Annotated in this window: 10 protein-coding genes and 1 tRNA gene; 6 read left to right on the forward strand and 5 right to left on the reverse strand. The window is 73.0% G+C overall.

The window, feature by feature from the left end; genetic code table 11:
* The first annotated feature begins 65 nt into the window (after nucleotides 1–65).
* Nucleotides 66–2,381, forward strand: a complete 2,316-nt coding sequence (locus ACWCQK_RS02280) for a hypothetical protein (RefSeq protein ID WP_451150928.1) — start codon at nucleotides 66–68, stop codon at nucleotides 2,379–2,381.
* A 24-nt stretch (nucleotides 2,382–2,405) separates the two neighbouring features.
* Here ACWCQK_RS02280 and ACWCQK_RS02285 read toward each other — a convergent pair whose 3' ends face one another.
* From ACWCQK_RS02285 to fxsA, 3 genes are all read right to left on the reverse strand, one after another.
* The gene (locus ACWCQK_RS02285) at nucleotides 2,406–3,419 is read right to left on the reverse strand and encodes a hypothetical protein (RefSeq protein ID WP_451150930.1); all 1,014 of its coding nucleotides are present in this window, start codon (nucleotides 3,417–3,419) and stop codon (nucleotides 2,406–2,408) included.
* 52 nt (nucleotides 3,420–3,471) lie between these two features.
* On the reverse strand, nucleotides 3,472–7,173 hold the full coding sequence (gene fxsT / locus ACWCQK_RS02290) for an FxSxx-COOH system tetratricopeptide repeat protein (RefSeq protein WP_451150932.1): 3,702 nt from the start codon (nucleotides 7,171–7,173) through the stop codon (nucleotides 3,472–3,474).
* A gap of 145 nt (nucleotides 7,174–7,318) precedes the next feature.
* Nucleotides 7,319–7,537 (reverse strand): FxSxx-COOH cyclophane-containing RiPP peptide, encoded by a 219-nt coding sequence (gene fxsA, locus ACWCQK_RS02295; RefSeq protein ID WP_451150934.1) that lies wholly within the window; start codon nucleotides 7,535–7,537, stop codon nucleotides 7,319–7,321.
* Between the two features lie 286 nt (nucleotides 7,538–7,823).
* On the opposite strand from fxsA, the gene ACWCQK_RS02300 reads away from it, so the two are divergent.
* The 5 genes from ACWCQK_RS02300 (at nucleotide 7,824) to ACWCQK_RS02320 (ending at nucleotide 17,426) form a co-directional block, all read left to right on the forward strand.
* Entirely contained in the window at nucleotides 7,824–9,629 is a 1,806-nt protein-coding gene (locus ACWCQK_RS02300) for an FxsB family cyclophane-forming radical SAM/SPASM peptide maturase (RefSeq protein ID WP_451150936.1), read from the forward strand.
* The gene (locus ACWCQK_RS02305; RefSeq protein WP_451150938.1) at nucleotides 9,626–10,990 is read left to right on the forward strand and encodes an aKG-HExxH-type peptide beta-hydroxylase; all 1,365 of its coding nucleotides are present in this window, start codon (nucleotides 9,626–9,628) and stop codon (nucleotides 10,988–10,990) included. The genes ACWCQK_RS02300 and ACWCQK_RS02305 overlap by 4 nt, the downstream gene beginning before the upstream one ends.
* 215 nt (nucleotides 10,991–11,205) lie before the next feature.
* Nucleotides 11,206–11,475, forward strand: coding sequence for a hypothetical protein (locus ACWCQK_RS02310; RefSeq protein ID WP_451150940.1), 270 nt, complete (start codon nucleotides 11,206–11,208; stop codon nucleotides 11,473–11,475).
* An 88-nt stretch (nucleotides 11,476–11,563) separates the two neighbouring features.
* Nucleotides 11,564–12,694, forward strand: coding sequence for a HupE/UreJ family protein (locus ACWCQK_RS02315; RefSeq protein ID WP_451150942.1), 1,131 nt, complete (start codon nucleotides 11,564–11,566; stop codon nucleotides 12,692–12,694).
* A gap of 31 nt (nucleotides 12,695–12,725) precedes the next feature.
* Nucleotides 12,726–17,426: an outer membrane protein assembly factor BamB family protein gene (locus tag ACWCQK_RS02320; protein ID WP_451150944.1), complete on the forward strand. Its 4,701-nt coding sequence runs from the start codon at nucleotides 12,726–12,728 to the stop codon at nucleotides 17,424–17,426.
* A 392-nt stretch (nucleotides 17,427–17,818) separates the two neighbouring features.
* On the opposite strand, the gene ACWCQK_RS02325 is transcribed toward ACWCQK_RS02320, so the two are convergent.
* Together ACWCQK_RS02325 and ACWCQK_RS02330 are read right to left on the reverse strand one after the other, a co-directional pair.
* Nucleotides 17,819–17,906 (reverse strand) — tRNA-Leu (locus tag ACWCQK_RS02325).
* A gap of 338 nt (nucleotides 17,907–18,244) precedes the next feature.
* Complete coding sequence (locus ACWCQK_RS02330; protein WP_451150946.1) at nucleotides 18,245–19,873, reverse strand: aldehyde dehydrogenase family protein; 1,629 nt, start codon at nucleotides 19,871–19,873, stop codon at nucleotides 18,245–18,247.
* Nucleotides 19,874–20,017 lie beyond the last annotated feature (144 nt).

Here is a 20,017-nt window from a genome sequence, read left to right on the forward strand (position 1 = left end):
CCGCAGTGACCCCGCACCCGCCCCGCCGCTCGGAAGCCGAATCCGGACACACGAGGAGTGCCATCGTGGCCCCAGACCGTGGAGACATCTGGCACGAGAACCCCTTCCCGCTGATCCCGGTCGTCCGCCTCGGTCCGGCGTCCGATCTGGGAGACCCCACGGTGCGGGGGGCCGACTCGGGCAACGCCCACTTCGACACACCACTCGTCGAGGACCTCCAGGCGCTCGTCGACGACTACTTCGCGCCGCCCGCCGCGCCCGGCCGGCGCGGCCGGGCCATCGCCCTGGTGGGCGGGTTCGGGCTCGGCAAGAGCCACGCGCTGCGCCGGATGTACCAGAAGGCGCGTGAGCGGCACCCCGAGGCGGCGATGTGGATCGTGGACGAGCCCGCGCAGGACATGGGGCGGCTCTACCGCGACCGGCTGCGCGGTCCCGGCGACTCGCCGCAGGGCCGCCAGGCCTTCGAGGAGCTGGTACGGGACTACTACGCGTACGTGACGGCGGGCTGGGTGGGCGCTCAGGACGACGATCCGCGCCGGGAGACGCTCCAGGAGATCGCGACCGGGCTGCGCGAGCGCACGCTCGACCCGGACAAGGTGGTGGCGGCCCTGCGCTACGACCCCGAGGTGATCCACGCCGATCTGCGGGGCACGCTCGGCGAGGTCACCGAGCACCGCCGGTTCGCCACCGCGCTGGCGCTGCTGCTGGAGCCGCCCTTCAAGCGCATGGTGTGGAACTGGCTGGGCGGGGAGGAGCCCGCCGAGCCGTTGCGCGAGCGGGGCATCACCGAGGCGATCGGCCCGTCCGGCGGCGGGGCGGGCACCGCGGCCGGCATCGACCGGGTCTTCGACGCGCTGGCGGTGCAGGGCTTCCTGCACGGCCGCGTCGGCACCCCGTACATCCTGCTGCTCGACTCCCTGGAGAAGGTGCTCGACTGGCCGGAGGAGAACCGGCGCACCTTCCTGGACGCCTTCGAGCGGCTCGTCAACATCTATACGAGCCACGGCGGTCTGCTGGTCTTCTGCACCCCGCCCGAGGGGTTGCGGACCCTGCGGGCGAGCATGCACGAGCGGGTGGTGCAGCTGTGGCCGACCGGCCTGAGCGACGAGCACACCCGGGAGCTGGTCGCCAGGTACCTCGCGGCGAGCGGCGAACGGGTGCCCGCCGGGGCGCCGGTCACGGGACCGTTCCAGGAGGAGGCGCTGCGGCTGCTGCACGAGTTGACCGAGGGCGTGCCGCGCGAGGTGCTCAAGGTGTGCCGGCTGGCGTGGCAGCTCAGCGAGGAGCCGGAGTTCCCCGGCGCCCCGGCGCGGGAGCGGGTCCCGGTGGTGCGTGCGGTGACCGGGGCGACGGTGCTGAAGGCGGTGCGGCAGCTGCACGAGCGGGTCTCGTACCGGCAGGTCCTCGACGACGTGCACGAGGCGCTGGACCTGGGGCAGTGGCGGATCGCCTCGCGTGATCCGGTGCCGGCGCGGCTGTCGCGTTCGCCGGGCGGCCGGGACGAGGTGGTGCACTGGCTGTCCCCCGCTCCGAACGCCTACCTGGCGGTGATCCACACCCGTTCGGTGCTGCTGGCCGACGACGCCGAACGCATCGCGGCCCATGTGCACGGACTGCGCAGCGCGGTGCGCCCGGGGCGGTTCGAGGCGCTGCTGGTGGTCAACGGGCTGGTGTCGCAGGCGATGCAGGACCGGCTGGGGCGGTCGATCGGCTCGCGGCCGCTGGTGTACCGGCAGGGCGGGTTCGCGCAGAGCGTGCACGAGGCGCTGCTGCAGCTGGAGCGGCGGCTGGTGGAGGAGCAGCGGGAGGGCGAACTCGTCGAGCTGGGCGAGCAGATGCGGCGCGACCTGGAGCAGCAGCAGTCGGCCCACCTCGTCGAACTGCGGCGCGTGTTCGCGACGCTGGCGGTGGAGGCGCTGCCGGGGGCGGCCACAGCGCCGACGGCGACCGTGCGGCCGCCGGGTGAACCGGACGCGGGTGGCGCGGAGTTGCCGGTGCCGGTGCGGCGCAGATTCCTCGACGCGCTGGCGATGCTGGAGACGGTGACGCGGCGGGTGGCCGGCCGGGCGGTGAACCGGCGGGCCGCGGCGACGGCCGCGGAGCTCAGCATGCTGGGCTGCGCCACGCTGGTGCGGCAGTTGACGGAGGACTTCCGGGGCGCGGTGGCGGCCTGGGTGCGCGGCGCGGTCCCCGGTGCGCCGACCGAGCTCCAGCTCAGCGAACTGCGCCGGATCTGCCGGGAGTACGAGTGCGCGGTCGAGGTGCTGCCGGTGCATCTGCTGGGCGATGCCGAGCCCCAGCATCCGCTGACTCCGGCGCGTGCGGTGGAGGTGCTCGCGGAGGAGGTGTGGGGCTCCCTCAGCGCGGCCGGCGTGCCCTGAGCCGGCCGGCCGCGGTCCGGCCGGTCAGCGGGGTGGCGGTACGGGGACACCGCCGACGGCCCCCGTCAGCCCCCGGAGTCGGCGTTCGGCGTTGTCGACCTGCCGCTGGTCGAGGGTGACGCCGAGCAGGAAGGCGCCGGGCGACGTCCAGTGGACGTAGACGGCGCCCTCCTGCACGTCGAGGACGAGCCGGTCCACGGGGGCCCGGCCGGGGACGGGCGGGGCGACCAGGGCGAGCGCGTCGGTGAGCCGGACGAGGTGGCCGCGCAGGCTGCGCGAGAGGTCGCGGTAGGCGGTGCGCCGGGTGCGGACGCTGACGTCGATGAAGCGCGGGCCGACCTCGTGGGCGTCGAACACGTCGCCGACGCAGACCAGGGTCCAGTCGCGGTAGTAGCCCGCGTACTGGAGGTCGGTGGTGTTCACGTGGGTGCGCCACAGGCCGCGGAGCTGCTCCTCGTAGACGACGTCCGGTGCGGCGGCCGTACCGAAGTCGACGTGCGGGCCGTCGGGTCCCGCTCCGGTGAGCAGGTGGGCCTTGGCGTCGGGGTCGCCGCCGGGCTTCTCGTCGGGCAACGAGTGCACCTCGGTACGGATCCGGGTGATGAGGTGGTTCATGGCGGCGTCCATCGCGGGGACCCCCTCGGGCAGGTCCGTCACGGCGGCCAGGAACTCGCCGGGGCGGGCGCGCCCGCCCCACAGACCGCCGCGCGTGTTGGCGACGACCGTGCGCATCAGTTCACCGGTGCCCAGCGGCCGCAGGACCGCCCCGAGATCCTGGGCGCACAGCAGCAGCCGGCTGCCGGGCAGCGCCTCGCTCTCCTCCTCGTCGCCCGGCTCCGCGACCAGGCTGCTGAGCGGGGAGCGCGGGAGGCGGAAGACGGTGAAGTCGAGGATGCCGTTGCTGTAGTGGGACAGCGAGCGGATCTGGGGCGTCCCCACGGCCTCCTCCTCGCACAGCGCGGTGATCCGGCCGTGCCGCTTGTCGGTCCAGTGGGACTCCTTCAGCGTGTGGGTGCGGTGAGGTATGGGGGCTGCCACGGGTGCTCGCCTTTCGGTGGGTGAGTGCGGGGCCGGCCGCGTCGGCGGCGCGCTACACGTCGGGCAGTTCCAGGTCGATGTCGTAGCCCGACCGGGGGGCCGGGCGGGCTGTTTCGGCGGTGGTGAGCTGGTCGAGGTGGCGGCTCACCCGGCGCCCGTCGGGGCGGTGCGCGACGCCGAGGTCGCGCAGCCGGCTCAGCGCGACCCCGGCGAGCACGGCCGCCTCGTCGCGGCGGCCGGCGGTGGCGAGCGTGGCGGCCAGGGAGTTCTCCGCGGCGGCCACCCAGGGATGGGCCTGGCCCAGCTTGTGGGTGAGGAGGTTCAGTGCGTGCCGGCCCACCTCCTCGGCCAGCCGGACCTCGCCCGTGGCCCGCAGGTACACGCCGTGGCGCACCTGGCACAGCGCGGTGTACGGGTGGCCCGCGCCGAACCGCCCGGCGAGGGTGTCCCCGCACTGCCGGGCCTGGTGCTCGGCCTCGTCGGCCTTGCCCAGCGCGTGCAGGTCGGCGGCGTAGCTGAACTGGCAGCGCAGGGTGTCGAACCGGTCGGCGCCGAAGCGGCCGATGTACAGGCGCAGCGCCCGCTGGTCGCGTTCGTGGGCGAGTTCGTAGCCGTAGCGGGGGTCCTTGACGGCCGGGAACCCGTCGGCGAGACGGCGTTCGCTGACGGCGAGTCCGACTTCGGTGTTGAGGCGGTCGCCGTCCCAGATGTCGCCGTACCGGCGCAGCCGCTGGCGCAGCAGGTCGTGCGCCTCGCCGTCGCGGCCCGCGGCGCGGTAGAGGTAGGCGAGCAGGTCGGCGCTGTCCCAGGCGACCGCGTCGTCGGCGCCGCCGACGGCCTGCCGGTAGCGGAAGCGTTGCTGGACGCGGCCGAGGGCGCGGGCGACACGGCCGGTGAGGGCCTCGGTGAGGGCGACGTTGTACTCGACCTGGATGGTGGCGGGGTGTTTCCAGCCGAGCAGCAGTTCCAGTCCCTCCAGGGCGGGGCGCAGTTGGAGCAGGGCGTCGTCGAACCTGCCGAGGGTGCGCAGGGTCGCCGCGTAGGAGTCGGCGGACAGCAGGGTGCGGGGGTGGGTGGTGCCGAGGAGTCTGCGGTGTCCGCCGAGTGCCTCCTGGGCGAGGCGGCGGGAGGTGTCGTAGTCGCCGCGCAGGCGGTGGGCGCGGGCGGTGAAGTTGAGCAGCCTCAGGTACTCGGGGGACTGTTCGTCGCCGTCGGCCCGCCAGCTGTCGCGGGCGGCGGCGGCGATCTCCAGGAGCCGGTCGAGGTCGGCGGACTCGGCACGCCGGCTGAGGGCGCTGAGGTGGCGCAGCAGCGAACGGCGCACCCGCGGCCGAGGGTCCTCCCACAGGCGCAGGGAGTACACCTCGCGGGCCCAGTCGGCGGGCAGGTCCTGCTGCTCCTGGGGGGCGTACTCGGCGAGGACGCCCCGGAGCACCGACTCGATGTGCCGGCGGTCCTCGTCGGCCATGGCCGCCCGGATCAGGTCGCGCAGCCCGTGGTGCTGGGCGAGGGGCTGCGCGGCGCGGTCGAAGTCGACGTCGAGGAGGCCGACCCGGGCGAGGGCCCACAGGGCGACGCTCACCATGTGCTCGTCGGGCAGCTGCACGTCGTCGGGGTGGCGGGTGCCGGGGGCGGGCGGCCGGTCGGCGTCGTCGTCACGGGCCAGCTCGGACAGGATGCGGCGCGAGCGCAGCAGTTCCAGTCCCATCCCGCGGCCGGTGAGCAGGGAGGCCGCGTTCAACAGCCAGCCGAGGGCGTCGTGTTCGGGGCTCTCGGCGCGCCACGCGGCGGCGCCGGGCGTGGACTGTACGACGCGCCGGGCGACGCGGACCATCACGGCGACCGGGGCCGCGCCCTCGGTGTGACGCAGGAGTTCGGTCTTGCCGGCGCGGTACTCGGCGAGGACGTCCTCGACGGCGGCGCGCAGGGCGGCGTCCGGGTTCATGTGGTCGTCGCGGCGATGGACCGCGGCGCGTTCGGCGAGGCAGTGGGCGGCCAGGTGCAGGGCGTGCGGGACGAAGTCCACCACGCTCCCGAGCTGTCCGGCCTGCTGCTCGGTGATCTCCGGGACCCGCTCGGCGAGCAGCGCGCGGCTCTCCTCGGGGGTCATCGGGGGGATGACGAGGGGGGTCAGATGCGGGGGGCGGGTCTCCGGGACACCCGGGGCGCCGGAGGCGTCGTCCGGGGTCTCCGGCCGCGGAGGGAGACGACTGGTGATCAGGACGTGCCCGCGCTCGTGCGGCACGGGCAGCAGGCCGTCCAGGGAGGCGGGGTCGGTGACACCGTCGTAGACGAGCAGCCAGGTACCCAGGTCGTCGTCGGGGCGGGACAGGCGGGTCAGCAGACGGGAGACACCGGCGTCGTCGGCGCCGGAGCCGAGCCGTTCCTCAGGGCTGCCGAGGCGGCCGGCCAGCCGCGCGAGACCGCGCTCCACGCGCCGCCGCTCCCAGGAGCGCACCCACCACACCACGTCGTAGCCGGAGCCGTAGCGGTGGCACAGTTCGTACGCCGCGTCGCTCTTGCCCCACCCGCTGGGCCCGTGCAGGACCAGGCAGTCGCCGTCGCGGGCGGCGGCACGCAGCGTGCCGTCGAGCCGGGCGAGCAGGGCGCCCCGGTCGACGGAACCGCCTTCGCGCGCGGGGAGGTTGGTGGTCTCGGGCAGCCGCGGGAAGCGGGCGGCGGCACGCGGCGCGGCATGTTCGGCGGCGCCGAGGCCGAGGCCCCGGTGCAGCAGCCGCAGCGCCTCGTCCTCGGTGGTGCCGCGCAGGTCGATCCGCTCGTGGTGGGCGGCCTCGGTGTGCGGGAACGGTTCGTCGACCAGGACGATGCGTACGTCGGTGTGGGACAGCGCGCCGATCTGGGCGAGCAGCGTCTCGTCGGCGGCGTCGGGCGACAGGAACAGCAGGGCGCCGCCGGAGTCGGGTCGTTCGCCGGAGTAGGTGTCGGCGCGGCGCAGTTCGGTGCGCACTCCCTGCGCGGCGAGCCGGTCGCGCAGCCAGGCGGCCCAGGGGGCGTGCCGGGTGGAGTGGACGACGGTGACATCGGCCAGCCGCGCGGTACGACGGTCGCGCAGCCAGTCGGCGAGCCGCTCGTAGTAGGGGCGCAGACCGGTGACGGTGCCGGCGTCCTCGGCCTCGACGGCGAGGCTGCGGCTGTCCTGGTACATCGGGTTGTACGGGATCTCCAGGAAGGGGATGTCGCCGTCGCCGAGGGTGCGGGCGATCGGGCCGAACTTGCGGCGCACTCGCTCGCGCGCGTTGCGCAGCCGGTCGTGGACGCCGACGTCGCTCTTGAGGCCGAGGGTGAGCAGCCGCGGGGGGCGGTCGGCCCGGCGCGCCGTGATGTCCTCGGCCAGGGCGGCCGCTCCGTCGATGGACCAGGCGGTCATGGCGAAGCCGACGACGAGCGCGTCGGCGTACGCGGCGGGCCGGTTCGCCTCCGCCGCTTCCGGCGTGTCGGGGACCGGCGCCTCGATCAGGACGTGGTCGTACGACGCGGCGACGCGGTCGGCGGCGAGGGCCGCCAGCGCGAGACCACCGATGGCGGTCGTACGGACCTCGCCGGGTGCGGGCGGCAGGAGCTGGGCCGAGGGGCCGTCGGCCGCGGAGCGGCCGTTGACGACGAGGACGCTGCGGTTGGCCTCCGCGAGGATGTCCGCGGCGTTGCGCAGGGTGGTGCTCAGGCCGAGGTTCTCGGAGGTGGCGAGGAAGACGGCGAACGAGGCTCGTCCGTCAGGTGGGTTGACGTCTGGCATGACCTCTCCGCTCGGCGCGGCGCGACAAGGAAGGTGACGGGGGCGGTGATCCACGCAGTGGCCCGGGCGGCCGGAACCGCCCCAAAATAATGACAAAACGGACACTTTGCGGTGTCAGTATAGGGTCGCTCCGCGCACCGGGCACTCATGCGCTCTCTTTGTGCCCGGTGACGAAGGGATCGCCCTCCGCGCAACCGGCGTACACCCGGCGCAGGACCCCGCCGAGCACGGACTCCGGCAGGGCGGCGACGTCCTCGGGTGCGAGCGCGGTGAGGTCCAGGACGGTGGACTCGATGTCGGGCGCCGGCTCGCCGGTCCCACCCGCACGGGCCTCACCAGGGGCGACACCTTCGGCTTCGGCCATGGTGGCCACTCCATGAGGTCTCGTGGGCCGCCGCGGCGGCCCTCCGGACGCCTGCGCGCCGGCAGGCTACGGGACTGCCGTTCCAGGGTAGCGCCGAGCCCCGCTCCGACGGCAGCGGTGGGAGCGCATCGAGCGCCGGGGCGCCCACAATTGCCTCTCGGAAGACGTCCGTTGACTCATTCGTGATGTTGACGCTGGCCGCACCACGAACGAATACTGGTCGAACAGAGTACGCCGCGGACCGTGCCGGGCCGGGTCCGCCGCGTACGCCTTCGGGGGGAAGCGGATGAGTCGACCGCCACTGCGCCATGCCGAGCCGCCCTGGCCGAGGGCCGCCGACGTGGCCGCGTCACAGGCGGCGGGCTGGGTGCCGTACCCCTTCCACTCCTTCGTCCTCAAGGTGCACAGCCGGTGCGACCTGGCCTGCGACTACTGCTACATGTACCGCTCCCACGACCAGAGTTGGCGCACCCAGCCGCGCGCGATGACCCCGGCGACCGTGGCCCGCGCAGCCGAACGCATCGCGGCGCACCTGTCCGCGCACGACGTGACGGAAGCCGGCGTGGTCCTGCACGGCGGCGAGCCTCTCCTCATCGGCGACACGGAACTCGCCCGGACAGTAAGGGTGTTGCGCTCGACGCTCGGCGACGGCATACGACTGCATCTCTCGCTCCAGACGAACGGCCTACGGCTGACCCGCCGACGTCTCGATCTCTGCGGTGAGCTGGGCCTGCGGATCGGCGTCAGCACCGACGGAGGGCGGGCCGCGCACGACCGGCACCGGCGCGGCGCCGACGGGCGCGGCAGCCACACCCGGGTCCGGACGGCGCTGCGCCTCCTGTCCGAGGACGCCTACCGTCCGCTGTTCGGCGCCCTGTTGTGCACGATCGACCTGCGCAACGACCCGGTGCGCACCTACGAGGACCTCCTCCGACACCGGCCGCCGACGGTCGACTTCCTGCTTCCGCTGGGCAACTGGCGCACCCCGCCGCCGGGACTGGACCCCGCCGGGCGGCGCACCCCCTACGCGGACTGGCTGTGGGCCGTCTTCACACGCTGGTACGGCGCCCCGGCCCAGGAGACGCGGGTACGGCTCCTCGACGACCTGCTCGCGCTGCTGCTCGGCGGCACCCCGCAGACGGAGTCGCTCGGCCTGGCCCCCGTGCGGTACGCGGTGGTCGAGACGGACGGCTCCCTCGCCCTGGACGACGCCCTGCGCACCGCGTACGACGGCGCCGTCCGCACCGGACTCGACATCCGGCGCAACTCCCTCGACGAGCTCCTGCGCCATCCGGGCGTCGCGGCCCGCCAGTGGGGTGCCGACGGCCTGTGCGCCCGGTGCCGGGCCTGCCCGTTGCACCCGGTGTGCGGCGGCGGCCACTACGCGACCCGCTACCGACACGACACCGGCTTCGCCAACCCGAGCGTGTACTGCGCGGAACTGACGGAACTGATCGGCCGGGTACGACACCGACTGAGGACGGACATGACGGCAACCGGCCTGATCCAGACGGACACGGGACGGATGCGGGAACAGCCGTCCCACCCACCACGGGAACGGCCCGTCGACGCGACAGGAGAAGCATCTGCCGACGCGGCGCGGGAACGGACGGGGGGCGCGGGGCGGGAACGGGCGACCAAAGCGGCGGAGGACGGGGCGGGCCGCCCTTCGGGGGAACAGCCCGTCGACGCGGCGCGGGAACGGACGCCCGGCGCAACGCAAGACGGGCCGCCCCGGCCGACGCAGGAACGACCAGCCCACACGGCACGAGAGCGGCGAGCCGAAGCAGCGCCCGAACGGCGAACCGAAGCGACGCAGGAACGGCAGATCGAGGCGGCGCGAGAACCGACGGCCGACGCGGCGCCGGAACAGCAGACCGGCGTGGCACGAGAACCGACCGCCGGCCGGCGGCAGGATCCGTCGGCGGACCGGCGCGGAGGATCGCCTCCCGCGCGCGGGCATGACCCGTCGGCCGACCGGTGCCGAGATTCGTCCCCCGCGCGTGGGCATGACCCGGGGGCCGATCGGCGGCGAGGCGCGGACCCGGGCCGGTGGCAGGGTCCGGGTGCGACGGGCGCGGAGGTGGCATGACGCCGTCGCCGCATCGTATGCCGGGCGAACTGTTCGACGAGGTCGCCGCGGGCGGCGGCGGGGCCGGGGCCCTGCGGTTCCTGGCCCGCGCCGAGCACAGCCGGCGCCTGGCCACCATGTACGCCGCGACGGCCGCCGCCCGGGCGGCCGGGGGCGCGGTCGCCGAGGAGGCGGGGCGCGCCTGGGAACTGTTCGCCGCCGCCACGCGCGCGGCCCCCGAGGCGGCGGCCGCCGTACTGACCCACCCGGCGGCCGGGCCCGCCCTGTTCGGGCTGCTCGCGCATGTGACACGGCGGGACGATCCGGAGCGGTCGCCCGTGCGGTGGTTCACGGCGCTGGCCGCCGCCGCGGCGGTGCACGCGAGGCTGCCGGGGCGGGTGGAGTGGCCGGTGGACGGGCCGTGGGTGGCGCTGCCGTCGCTCGGCCGGGCCCGATTCCCCGAGGCCGGCTCCGGCGGTCGCGCCGAACTGCGCGTCGACGCGACCGGCCGGGCCCGGCTCTCGCTGCGCGGGCACTCCACCGGCGCCGCGCCGGAAGCCCTGACGGTGCCCGCGTCCCCGTACCGCGGCGCGGGCCGCTGGCACGGGGCGCACCTGCTCGCCACCTTCGACTCCGGGGCCCCGCTGCTGCTGGACATCCTGGACCAGCCGGGTTTCCCGAACGCGGCGCGCTGCCCCGACGACCTGGACGCCGACGAGGTGCGCCGCTGGGCGGCGGTGGCCCGCGAGGCCTGCGGTCTGCTGCGCGCGGACCACCCGGAGGTGTACACGGAACTGGCGGCGGGACCGCGCCTGTTGGTGCCTCTGGCCGGCCGCGGTCAGGGAACCGTCAGCGGGAGCAGCGCGGAGACGTTCGGGTGTGTGGCGTTGTCCCGGCCGACGACGGCGGCGGGGTTCGCGGTGACGTTGGCGCACGAGATGCAGCACAACAAGTTCGCGGCGGTGCTGCACCTGTTCGACCTGCTGGAGCAGGGCGGCCCGGAAGGCTTCTACGCACCCTGGCGCCCCGACCCCCGCCCCCTGCTCGGCCTCTTCCACGGGTCGTACGCCCACCTGGGCGTGGCACGCTTCTGGGCCCGGCGTCGCGAGACGGAGCCGGATCCGGGGCTGCGCGCGGAGGCACACGTACAGTTCGCGCGCTGGCGCCTGGCGGCCCGGGACGCGACGCTCGTGACCCTGGCCTCGGGCCGGCTCACTCCCCTGGGCGTCCGTTTCGCCGACCGGATGCTGCGCACACTCGACGCCCTGTGCCGCCTGCCGGTCCCCGCGAGTGCCAGGCACCGCGCCGAATCGGCGGCCCTCGCACACCGCGCGGCGTGGCGGGAGCGGAACGGGAGCACGGCACGGATGCTGTCGGCGTGAACCCGGATCCGCAGACCACACGGGAAAACACAGAAGACCCCTGATCAACAGGGGTCTCAGCCATAGCTGGTGTCCGAGGGGCGAGTTGACCACTGACGATACGCTCGTGATCGCGCAAGGTCGGCTCCGGCCAAGACCCACGGCTCCCACAGGAGTACCACTCTTCGCGCTGTCACCATCGTCAATGTGGGCGGAGTGGACTTCTGTTCGCCCCCGTGGGATGGCTGCTGCGCGTGGTGCTGCCGCAGGCGGGAGCGGTGGTCGCGGCGGGTGCGGGCCTGTTGCTGCTCAGCGGGCTCGGCCAGGGGCTGTTGAGCCGCGCCGCCGACGTCAAGGACGTCATGCTCACCTCGTGCGGGGGCCCTTGGCGCCGAGCTCACCCGGCTTCGTACGCGGGCCTCGCGGCCGGGCCCAAAAGCCCAGCTCTCGACGCCCGGAAACCCGGCTTTCGGCTGGTGGGTGACCGGCAGCGGAAGGGTCGGTGAACTGGGGCATCTCCAGTTGCCGGGTGTGGTGCGAGCACTGCAGGGTTGGGGCCGACCGCCGTTCCCCTCACCACGGAAGTGCTCGACTGTGCGTCTGCTGACGTTTCTCGCCGCCCTCGTTGCCGTTCTCTTCGTCGCCCCTCCGGCGCAGGCACACGTCCGAGCGACTTCGGTCGCGGTCGATCTGCGCAGCCAGGGCGACGACGTCGCGGCTGTCGTCGACGTGGAGTACGACGTCCTCGCACGGCTGCTGAGCCTCGACGGTGTCCTGAGCCCGGACGCGGCCGGCGCGGACGGCACGGCCGCCGAGGTGCCGACCGGGGTGCGGCGCAGTTCGCTGGACGCGCACGCGAGCGACGTGGCGGCCTACGTCGGCGAGCGGCTGCGGCTGAGCCGCGGCTCGATCGGATGCGCCGCTGAGGACGGTGCCCGCGTCGAACTCGCCGACTCCGGCGCGGTGCGGGTCGGGCTCGCCTACGACTGCCCGGCGTCCGGCGCGCTCACCGTCCGCAGCGACATCTTCCGCGCCTCCGACGGCGTCATCGACGACACGACCACGATGGTGGCCTACGACATCGATGGCCGCCGCGGTACGACGTTGCTCGACACCGCCCGCACCAGCGTCACGGTGGGGCACACCGACCTGCTCAGCGAGATCCCGCGGTTCGTCCGGCTCGGGGCGGAGCACCTGCTCTTCGGGCTCGACCACGTGCTGTTCCTGCTGGCGCTGCTGCTGGGCGCGAAGCGCCTCCGCGACGTCGTCGAGGTCGCCACGGCCTTCACGGTCGCACACTCGGTGACCCTGGTGCTGGCCGCGATCGGCTGGGTCAGCGTGCCCGGGTGGATCGTCGAGCCGCTCATCGCGCTGTCGATCGCGTTCGTCGCGCTCGACAACCTGCTCTCGCCGAAGACGCGTCACCGGCTGCCCGTGGTCTTCGGCTTCGGGCTGCTGCACGGGCTCGGCTTCGCGGGCGCGCTCAGCGTCGACGGGCCGCTGTCGGCCTCGACGCTGGCCGACCTGGTCTCCTTCAACGTCGGCATCGAACTCGTCCAGTTGACGATCATCGCGCTCGCCTTCCCGGCGCTGCTGTTCCTGCGCAGGGCCGCGACCACGCCGGTCGCCGCCCGCGCCCTCACGCTCGGCACCGTCGCGGCGACCGTCGCCGTCGCCGGTGCCGGTCTGGTCTGGTTCGGCGAACGCTCTCCGTTCCTGACCTGACGCCCACCTCCCCGCGCTCTCAAGGATCCCGATGTCCGTGTTCACCTGGACACGCGCGCACCTGCGCGCTGTCCTGTACACCACCATGCTGGGGCTTGCCTCCACTGTGGTGGCGGGCCCGCTCACGCTGTACGTGGCGACCGCTATCGACCCGCCGGAGGCCACCGTCAGCGGCGTCGCGTACGTCGACGCCGACGGCGACGGCCGGCGCAGCTCCGACGAGGCCGGCCTGGCCGGTGTGCGCGTCTCCGACGGCACGGCCGCCACCACGACCGCCGCCGACGGCTCCTACTCGCTGACGATCTCCACCGACCGTCGCAAGACGGACATCGTGTGGGCCGGTCAGCCGCGGGGGTACCGGTTCGGTCTGGACGAGTACAAGGAGCCGAGGTTCTGGGCGAACCTCGGCCAGCTCGCCGACGACGCCACGCCGACCGCGGACTTCGGGCTCGTCCGTGACGAGATCTCCGACGGCGACACCTTCTCCTGGGCCAACATCGCCGACCCGCACGTCAACGCACAACTGCCCGACCAGATCCGCGAGATCAACTCCACCGGCACCGACCTGCGCTTCATCGCGGTCAGCGGCGACCTCACCAACGACGCCAGCCAGGGACACTTCGACACGTATCGTCACGGCACCCAGCAGTCGGCCGTCGGCGTGTGGCCGGCCGTCGGCAACCACGAGTACGCGAGCGGGTCGGCGTACGAGGACAAGATCGACAACTATCGCAGGAACGTCGGTCCGGAGTGGTACTCGTTCAACTACGGCAACCGGCACTTCGTGGTGCTCGAGAACAACGGCTCGGCGCCGTTCGACGAAGAGCTGAACTGGCTCAAGGACGATCTCGCCGCGAGCGTTCCGCTCGACGACGACCCGACCGACAACATCGAGCTCGTCGTCCTCACCCATCAGCCGATGAACGTCCCGTTCGGCTCGCCGTCGACGTACGACGCCTTCGGTGACGTGCTCGAGCAGTACAAGGCGCAGCTGATCCTCGTCGGCCACGAGCACTCCAACCACGTCGAGAACCACTCGGCGTTCGCCTCGACCGCCAAGCACATCCAGACCGTGTCGAGCTCGTACACCATCGACAACGCGCCCCGCGGCTTCCGCTACATCCACATGGCGGGTGCGGGCTTCGACAATCCGTTCCGGATGTACGGCGAGAACGAGCACCTCACCATCGTCAGTCCCGCGCCCGATTCCAAGGTGCCGGCCGCGAAGTTCCCGGGCATCCAGATCAACGCCTACGACACCGGTGACGAGGTCGTCTCGGCGAGCTACCGGATCGACGGCGACAAGAAGTGGATACCGCTGCGCGACAGCGGCGAGTTCACCTGGCAGGGCGACCTGCCCCACCACCTGCAGAAGGCCGGTGAGCACCGCGTCGACGTGCAGGTGGTCGACGCGGCGGGCAAGACCTGGACCAAGTCAGCGGACTTCACCCTCACCCGCGAGCCGGCGCTCAAGCCGGTCGCCGGCGGTGACTGGAACCAGCACCACGGCAACGAGGCCCACTCCGGTGTCGCGCCGGCGCAGGAGGCCGGCCGCCGTCTGGCCTGGAGCTTCCGCACCGACGGCACCTTCCTCACCGGGTCGCCGGTGATCCACGACGGCGTCGTCTACGCGGGCACCCGCGACGAGAACGGCGACGGCAACAGCCGGATCCACGCCGTCCGGCTCAAGGACGGCAAGGAGCTGTGGAACTTCAAGGTGCCGCAGTCGATCCACGGCAGCCTCGCCTACGGTGACGGCCTGATCTTCGCGCCGACCCTGGGCTCGGAGCTCTACGCCGTCGACGCGAGGAGCGGCAAGCTCCGCTGGAAGGCCGTGCCCGAGCAGGCGCCGGCCCCGAACAACCAGCGCACCTATGGCTACTACTCGCCGGCTGTCTCCGGCCACACCGTGCTCTGGCCGTACCAGGCCCGCTTCGGCATCGGCAGCCAGGGCGTCCTCAAGGCGCTCGACACCCGCACCGGCGAGCAGATCTGGGCCTCCCCGATGTCCGGCGCGACCATGAGCGACGGCACGCCCGCCGTCATGGACGGCACCGTGTACGTCGGCAACGAGACCGCCGACCGCGTGCTCGCCTACGACCTGGCCACCGGCGCCCGCAAGTGGACCGGAGCCGAGTCGCTCGGCAGCTGGCAGGACGGCGTACCGACCGCGGCCGAGGGCAAGGTCTTCATCGGCGCCAACAACGGCATCGCCGCCCGTGACGCCAAGACCGGCGCGACGCTGTGGACCTACCGGAGCTCGCGCTCCTCGCTCGTCTCGAGCGGCTCGACCCCGAGCGCCGCGGCCGTCAAGGACGGCGTCGTCTACATGGGCTTCCCGAGCGGCGCCGTCGTCGCCCTCGACGCCCAGACCGGCAATGTCCTCTGGGAGCGGATGCTGCCCGGCGACATCTACCACGGTGGCGTCATGTCCAGCCCGGTCGTGGCCGGCGGCACGCTCTTCGTCGGCGCCAACAACGGCAGGTTCTACGCCCTGGCCACCGACACCGGCCAGATCCTGTGGAGCCACGAGACCGGCACCTGGGTGGGCGCCGGCCCGGCCGTCAGCGGCAACACCGTCGTGACGGGCGCCTGGGACGGCAACCTCTACGCCTACGTGCCGGGCGGCGAGTCCGCGCGGCGCTGGGCGACCGTGACCGGCACGGTCAGCGACCCGGAGACGGGCGCTCCGATCGCCGGCGCGAAGGTCACCGCCGTCGCCGCCGGTCAGGACACCGCGGTGACCAGCACCGACGCCAAGGGCCACTACCGGATGGGTCTGCCGGCGTCGACTTGGACCGTCACGGCGGCCAAGCGCGGCCTGATCGCCGACGACCGCTCGGAGGTCAGCGTCACGGTCGGCACCACCGGCAACGAGAAGGCCGACCTGAAGCTGATCAAGGTGGTCCACCCGGTCGCCGGCAAGTCGACGTACGCGCCGGACTACGGCAACGGCAGCACGCGCACGGACGTCGTGACGGGCAATGAGTACTACTACCTGGCCAACGACATGATGCGGGCGTCGGTGACTCCGTACGCCGCCGGGAACAACGGCGTCGGCGGTCTGGGCCAAGGCGCGCTGTCGGACGTCATGCTCAACGACGCCAACGGCGCCGAGACCCTCGACTGGGCAGAGATGCTGCTGCGTCCGAGCCTCACGCCGCCCGACTCGTGGGACCGGCCGAACGACCAACTCGACCTGCCCGACCTCGCGGTCGACGGTGCTGCCGTGGTCGGCAACGGTCAGTACCGGGCGAACCCGGCCATCAAGGCGCAGGTCCGCTACGAGACCCTGCCCGACGCTCCGATCGTGAAGATGACGGTCAAGCTGACCAACACCGGCACGACGGGCTACCAGGGCTACTTCAACTACATGATCGACCCCGACAGTTCGGTCGACAACGGCCGGATCCCCGGGTTCAGCGGCACCAACCCGGGTCTGAAGACCTCGGGCTGGACCGGGAACCACGTCTACGTCGGTGCTGACACGGCCACCACGAACGGCCAGGCCGCCCACGGTCTCGCCTGGGCACAGGACACGCCGGCCGCGGTCGGTGCGTACGGCTACGTCGAGGGTCTCTACTACGACGCCACGATGGCGCCCGGCGCCACCAAGCAGTTCAGCTTCTACCACCTGACCGACTACGCGACCGCCGGTGGCGATCCCACCCGCACCATCGCGAAGTGGGCCGACGAGATCGACCTGCACGACGCGGCCGTCCCGGACGCCGCTCGCGCGGCCGGGACGATCACCGCGGGCGGCGCCGCCGTCTCCGGTGCCCGGGTCGCCCTCGAGCAGGACGGCAAGGTGGTCGCGACCACGAGCACCGACGCCCAGGGCAAGTACCGCGTCAAGGCCCCGGCCGGTCAGTACGACGTCCGGGTGTCCAAGCTGGGCTACCAGACGGCCGCGGACAAGGTCACCGTGCCGGCGGCGGGCAGCGGCGTCGCCGACGTCGCGCTGAGCCCGGTCACGGTCGAGGCGAGCTACGGCAAGCAGATCGGCTCGGGTCTGGTCGAGGCGGGCCACGGCGACGTCATGCTCGAGAACGACAAGCTCTCGATGGCGATCGCCGATGCCTTCAACGACTCGCAGCTCTCCGGCAGCACTCGCGGCAAGCCGGTCGACATCGCCGTCCGCGGCATGGCCGACCAGTTCGACTGGATCAACCTGCCCTACGTCTCGGCGACCCAGCCGACCGGCGGTAACGCGTGGGACGTCCGGACGGTGGGAGCGACCGACGTCAAGATCGTCCAGGCGACCGGCGACAAGGCCGTCGTCCGGGTATCCGGGCCGGTCAATGGCTTCACGGGTCTGACGGCGACGACGACGTACACGCTGAAGCCGGGCGACAACTTCGCCACGGTCTCGACGGAGCTGAGCAACTCCGGCTCGGCTCCCCTCAGCCTGTGGACCGGTGACGCGATGGACCACGACGCGGCCGGCCAGGCCAGCATCATCCCGGGCACCGGCATCGTCGCGCCGGGTGCGACGGCGGCGTACACCCCGACCAAGCCGTACATCGGTATGACCGGGACCGACCCGCAGGTGTTCGGTCTCGTCTACGGCACGCCGGCCGGCGCCTTCGACGTCTACGCCGCGGGCAACTGGGTGATGAGCCGATTCAACGTCGACGTGCCGGCGGGCGGTTCCTACACCCTCACCCGCAAGCTCGTCGTCACCCCGGGCACCGACGCGGTGGGCATCCTCGACGAGGTCCCCGCGCCGTAACGCACACCCGCCCCACCACACGGGGCCGGCCCGGACTCCAACCGGGCCGGCCCCGTGCGCCGATCCGCCAGAACCACGCGTCGGGTCGCGTCGGACGGACCGCAACACCACGACCTCCGGTGCGCCGGCGCCGAAGGTCGCCGCTCGCGCGGGTCACTCGGTGGACGTCAAGTTCCCCGGCTCGATCCCAGCGATAAAGCGCCACGACCCCGGGCCGTCACGCAGGCACGCCCTGTTTCCACCGGTGAGAGCTGCTGCCCCCAAACCGCCACAGCGCCGCTCCTCGCCGAACCGATCAGGCGACCCACGGACCTCGGAGACGAAGAAAACCGGCGAGTCATATGACTCGCCGGTTTCGTGAAAACTTCGGGACATCTCATGATCGTCCCAGCTGGTGTCCGAGGGGGGACTTGAACCCCCACGCCCGATAAAGGGCACTAGCACCTCAAGCTAGCGCGTCTGCCATTCCGCCACCCGGACCAGGTGTCTGCCGCCTTGCGGGGTGTGTTCCGCGCGGCGACATGGACAACAATACCAAGCTTTCGGAGTGCGTTTCACCTGCATATCCGCCCCGCCGACCGCCCCGGGTGACGCGCGTGGACCGGAGGGGATCAAGAGGCGCCGGCCTCACCTTCGGTGATCGGACGAACACGGGGATGGGTGTACGAGGGGACCGGGACCGCGGCCTCGCTGTGGGCATGCCGGAGGAGGTGTCCGTGTGTCCGGCGGGAGGGGCGGGCGGCGGCCTTCGACGGTCTCCGGAGACGGAGCCGTGTGCGGCCACCGGACGTCGTCGACGGGTGCCGCCCGCCCGCCTCTCACGGCATGAGGTGGTGGTCCGGGAAGTTGCCCGGCAGTCGCTCCCCCGCCGGGCCCTCGGTCACGGCGCGCACCAGCAGTTCGCCGCCGACGAACGCGCCGCTCCAGGACGCGCCGAAGCCGCCGAACAGTTCGTCCCGGTCGCCGCGGGAGCGGGGCCTGCCGTGGCCGACCTTGAACGCGCGGATCTGCGGCGCCAGTCGTTCGTAGGTGGCCCGGTCGTCGGTGGAGAGCGTGGCGACCAACGCGCCGTTGGACGCGTTCATCGCCGCGAGCAGCTCGGCCTCCGTGTCGACCAGGACGATGGTGTCGACCGGACCGAACGGCTCCGCGTGGTGCAGGGGTGAGGACGGGGGCGGGTTGAGCAGGGTGACCGGCTGGACGTACGCCGACGTGTCCTGGCCGGGCAGGAAGGCCGCGTCGGACAGCTTGCCGCGGTGCAGCGGTACGGCGCCCCGGTCGACGGCCTCGGCGACCTGGTCGTGCAGTTCCTTCGCCTTGGCCGCGTTGATCACGGGACCGAAGTCCAGGTCGGGGTAGGGGTCGTCGCGCCGGTCGACCGCCAGCGGGTGCCCCACCCTGAGGGTGCGGACCGCCGGCAGGTACGCCGCCAGGAACGCGTCGAACAGTTCGCGCTGGACGACGAAGCGCGGGTACGCCGTGCAGCGCTGCTTGCCGTAGTCGAAGAGCTTGGGGACGACGGCGGTGAGGGCGTCCCAGTCCGAGTGGTTCCAGATGCCCCAGGTGTTGAGGCCCTCCTGTTCGAGTACGTGCCGCTTGCCGAGGTCGGCGACGGCCGTGGCCACCGCCGCGCCGGTGTCGCGTCCGCCGACGAAGGAGACGCAGCCGATCTCGGGCGCCCGTACCAGTGCCTCGGACAGCTCGCCTCCGCTGCCGCTGACCAGGGTGACGGGGATGCCCTCGCGGGCCGCGAGCGCGCAGGCCAGGGTCAGACAGGCGACACCGCCGTCGGTCGGGGTCTTGGCGATGACCGCGTTGCCCGCCAGTGCCTGGACCAGCAGGGCGTGGACGAGCACGCTCATCGGATAGTTCCAGCTCGCGATGTTGGAGACCGGCCCCTGGAGCGGGGCCCGGCCGGCGACCATGGCCGCGATGCCGTCGACGTACCAGCGCACTCCGTCGATGGCCCGGTCGACGTCCGCCTGGGCCAGCCGCCAGGGTTTGCCGATCTCCCAGACGAGCAGCAGGGCGAGGAGTTCGCGGTGCTCGGTGAGGGCGTCGAGGGTGGCGGCGACGCGGGCGCGCCGCTCGTCGAGCGGGATGTGGCGCCAGGCCCGGTGCTGGTCGAGCGCGGCGCGGACGGCCTGCCGGGCGGTGTCCCGGTCCAGGCGCGGCGGGCCCGCGATGGGGCTGCCGTCGACCGGGCTGCTGGCGGGCAGGGTCCGGCCGTCCGCCTGCCAGGCGGCGCCCCAGAGGTTGAGGACGCGGTCGTCCCGGAAGGCCTCGGGGGCGACCGTCAGACAGCGCTGCCAGGCGTCCGGCCATGACGTACCCGACTTGAGGGTCAGGACGCGGGGGGTCCGACCGGGGAGGGGAACGGGATCGGGTGCGGGCCCGGGAGTGGGGGCGTGAGTGGGGTCGGACGTGGGCTCGGGGGTGGGGGTCATGAGGGAACTCCGCTCTCGGTGCACAGTCGGGGGCGGGAGGTGATCGGCTCGCGCAGATGTGCGGTCACGTGCGGAGGAACGGCACGCGCCTACGAGCGTCTGGGATGAAGGGGTGTGGCCACCGCCGGGCGGGCGCACGCGGTG

It is taken from the genome of Streptomyces sp. NPDC002306 (assembly GCF_053593435.1).

Coding starts and splice junctions, on each gene's coding strand:
- fxsT (WP_451150932.1), bottom strand. CDS start 7,173: ATGCCAGACGTCAACCCACCTGACGGACGAGCCTCGTTCGCCGTCTTC.
- fxsA (WP_451150934.1), bottom strand. CDS start 7,537: ATGGCCGAAGCCGAAGGTGTCGCCCCTGGTGAGGCCCGTGCGGGTGGG.
- ACWCQK_RS02300 (WP_451150936.1), top strand. CDS start 7,824: ATGAGTCGACCGCCACTGCGCCATGCCGAGCCGCCCTGGCCGAGGGCC.
- ACWCQK_RS02305 (WP_451150938.1), top strand. CDS start 9,626: ATGACGCCGTCGCCGCATCGTATGCCGGGCGAACTGTTCGACGAGGTC.
- ACWCQK_RS02320 (WP_451150944.1), top strand. CDS start 12,726: ATGTCCGTGTTCACCTGGACACGCGCGCACCTGCGCGCTGTCCTGTAC.
- ACWCQK_RS02330 (WP_451150946.1), bottom strand. CDS start 19,873: ATGACCCCCACCCCCGAGCCCACGTCCGACCCCACTCACGCCCCCACT.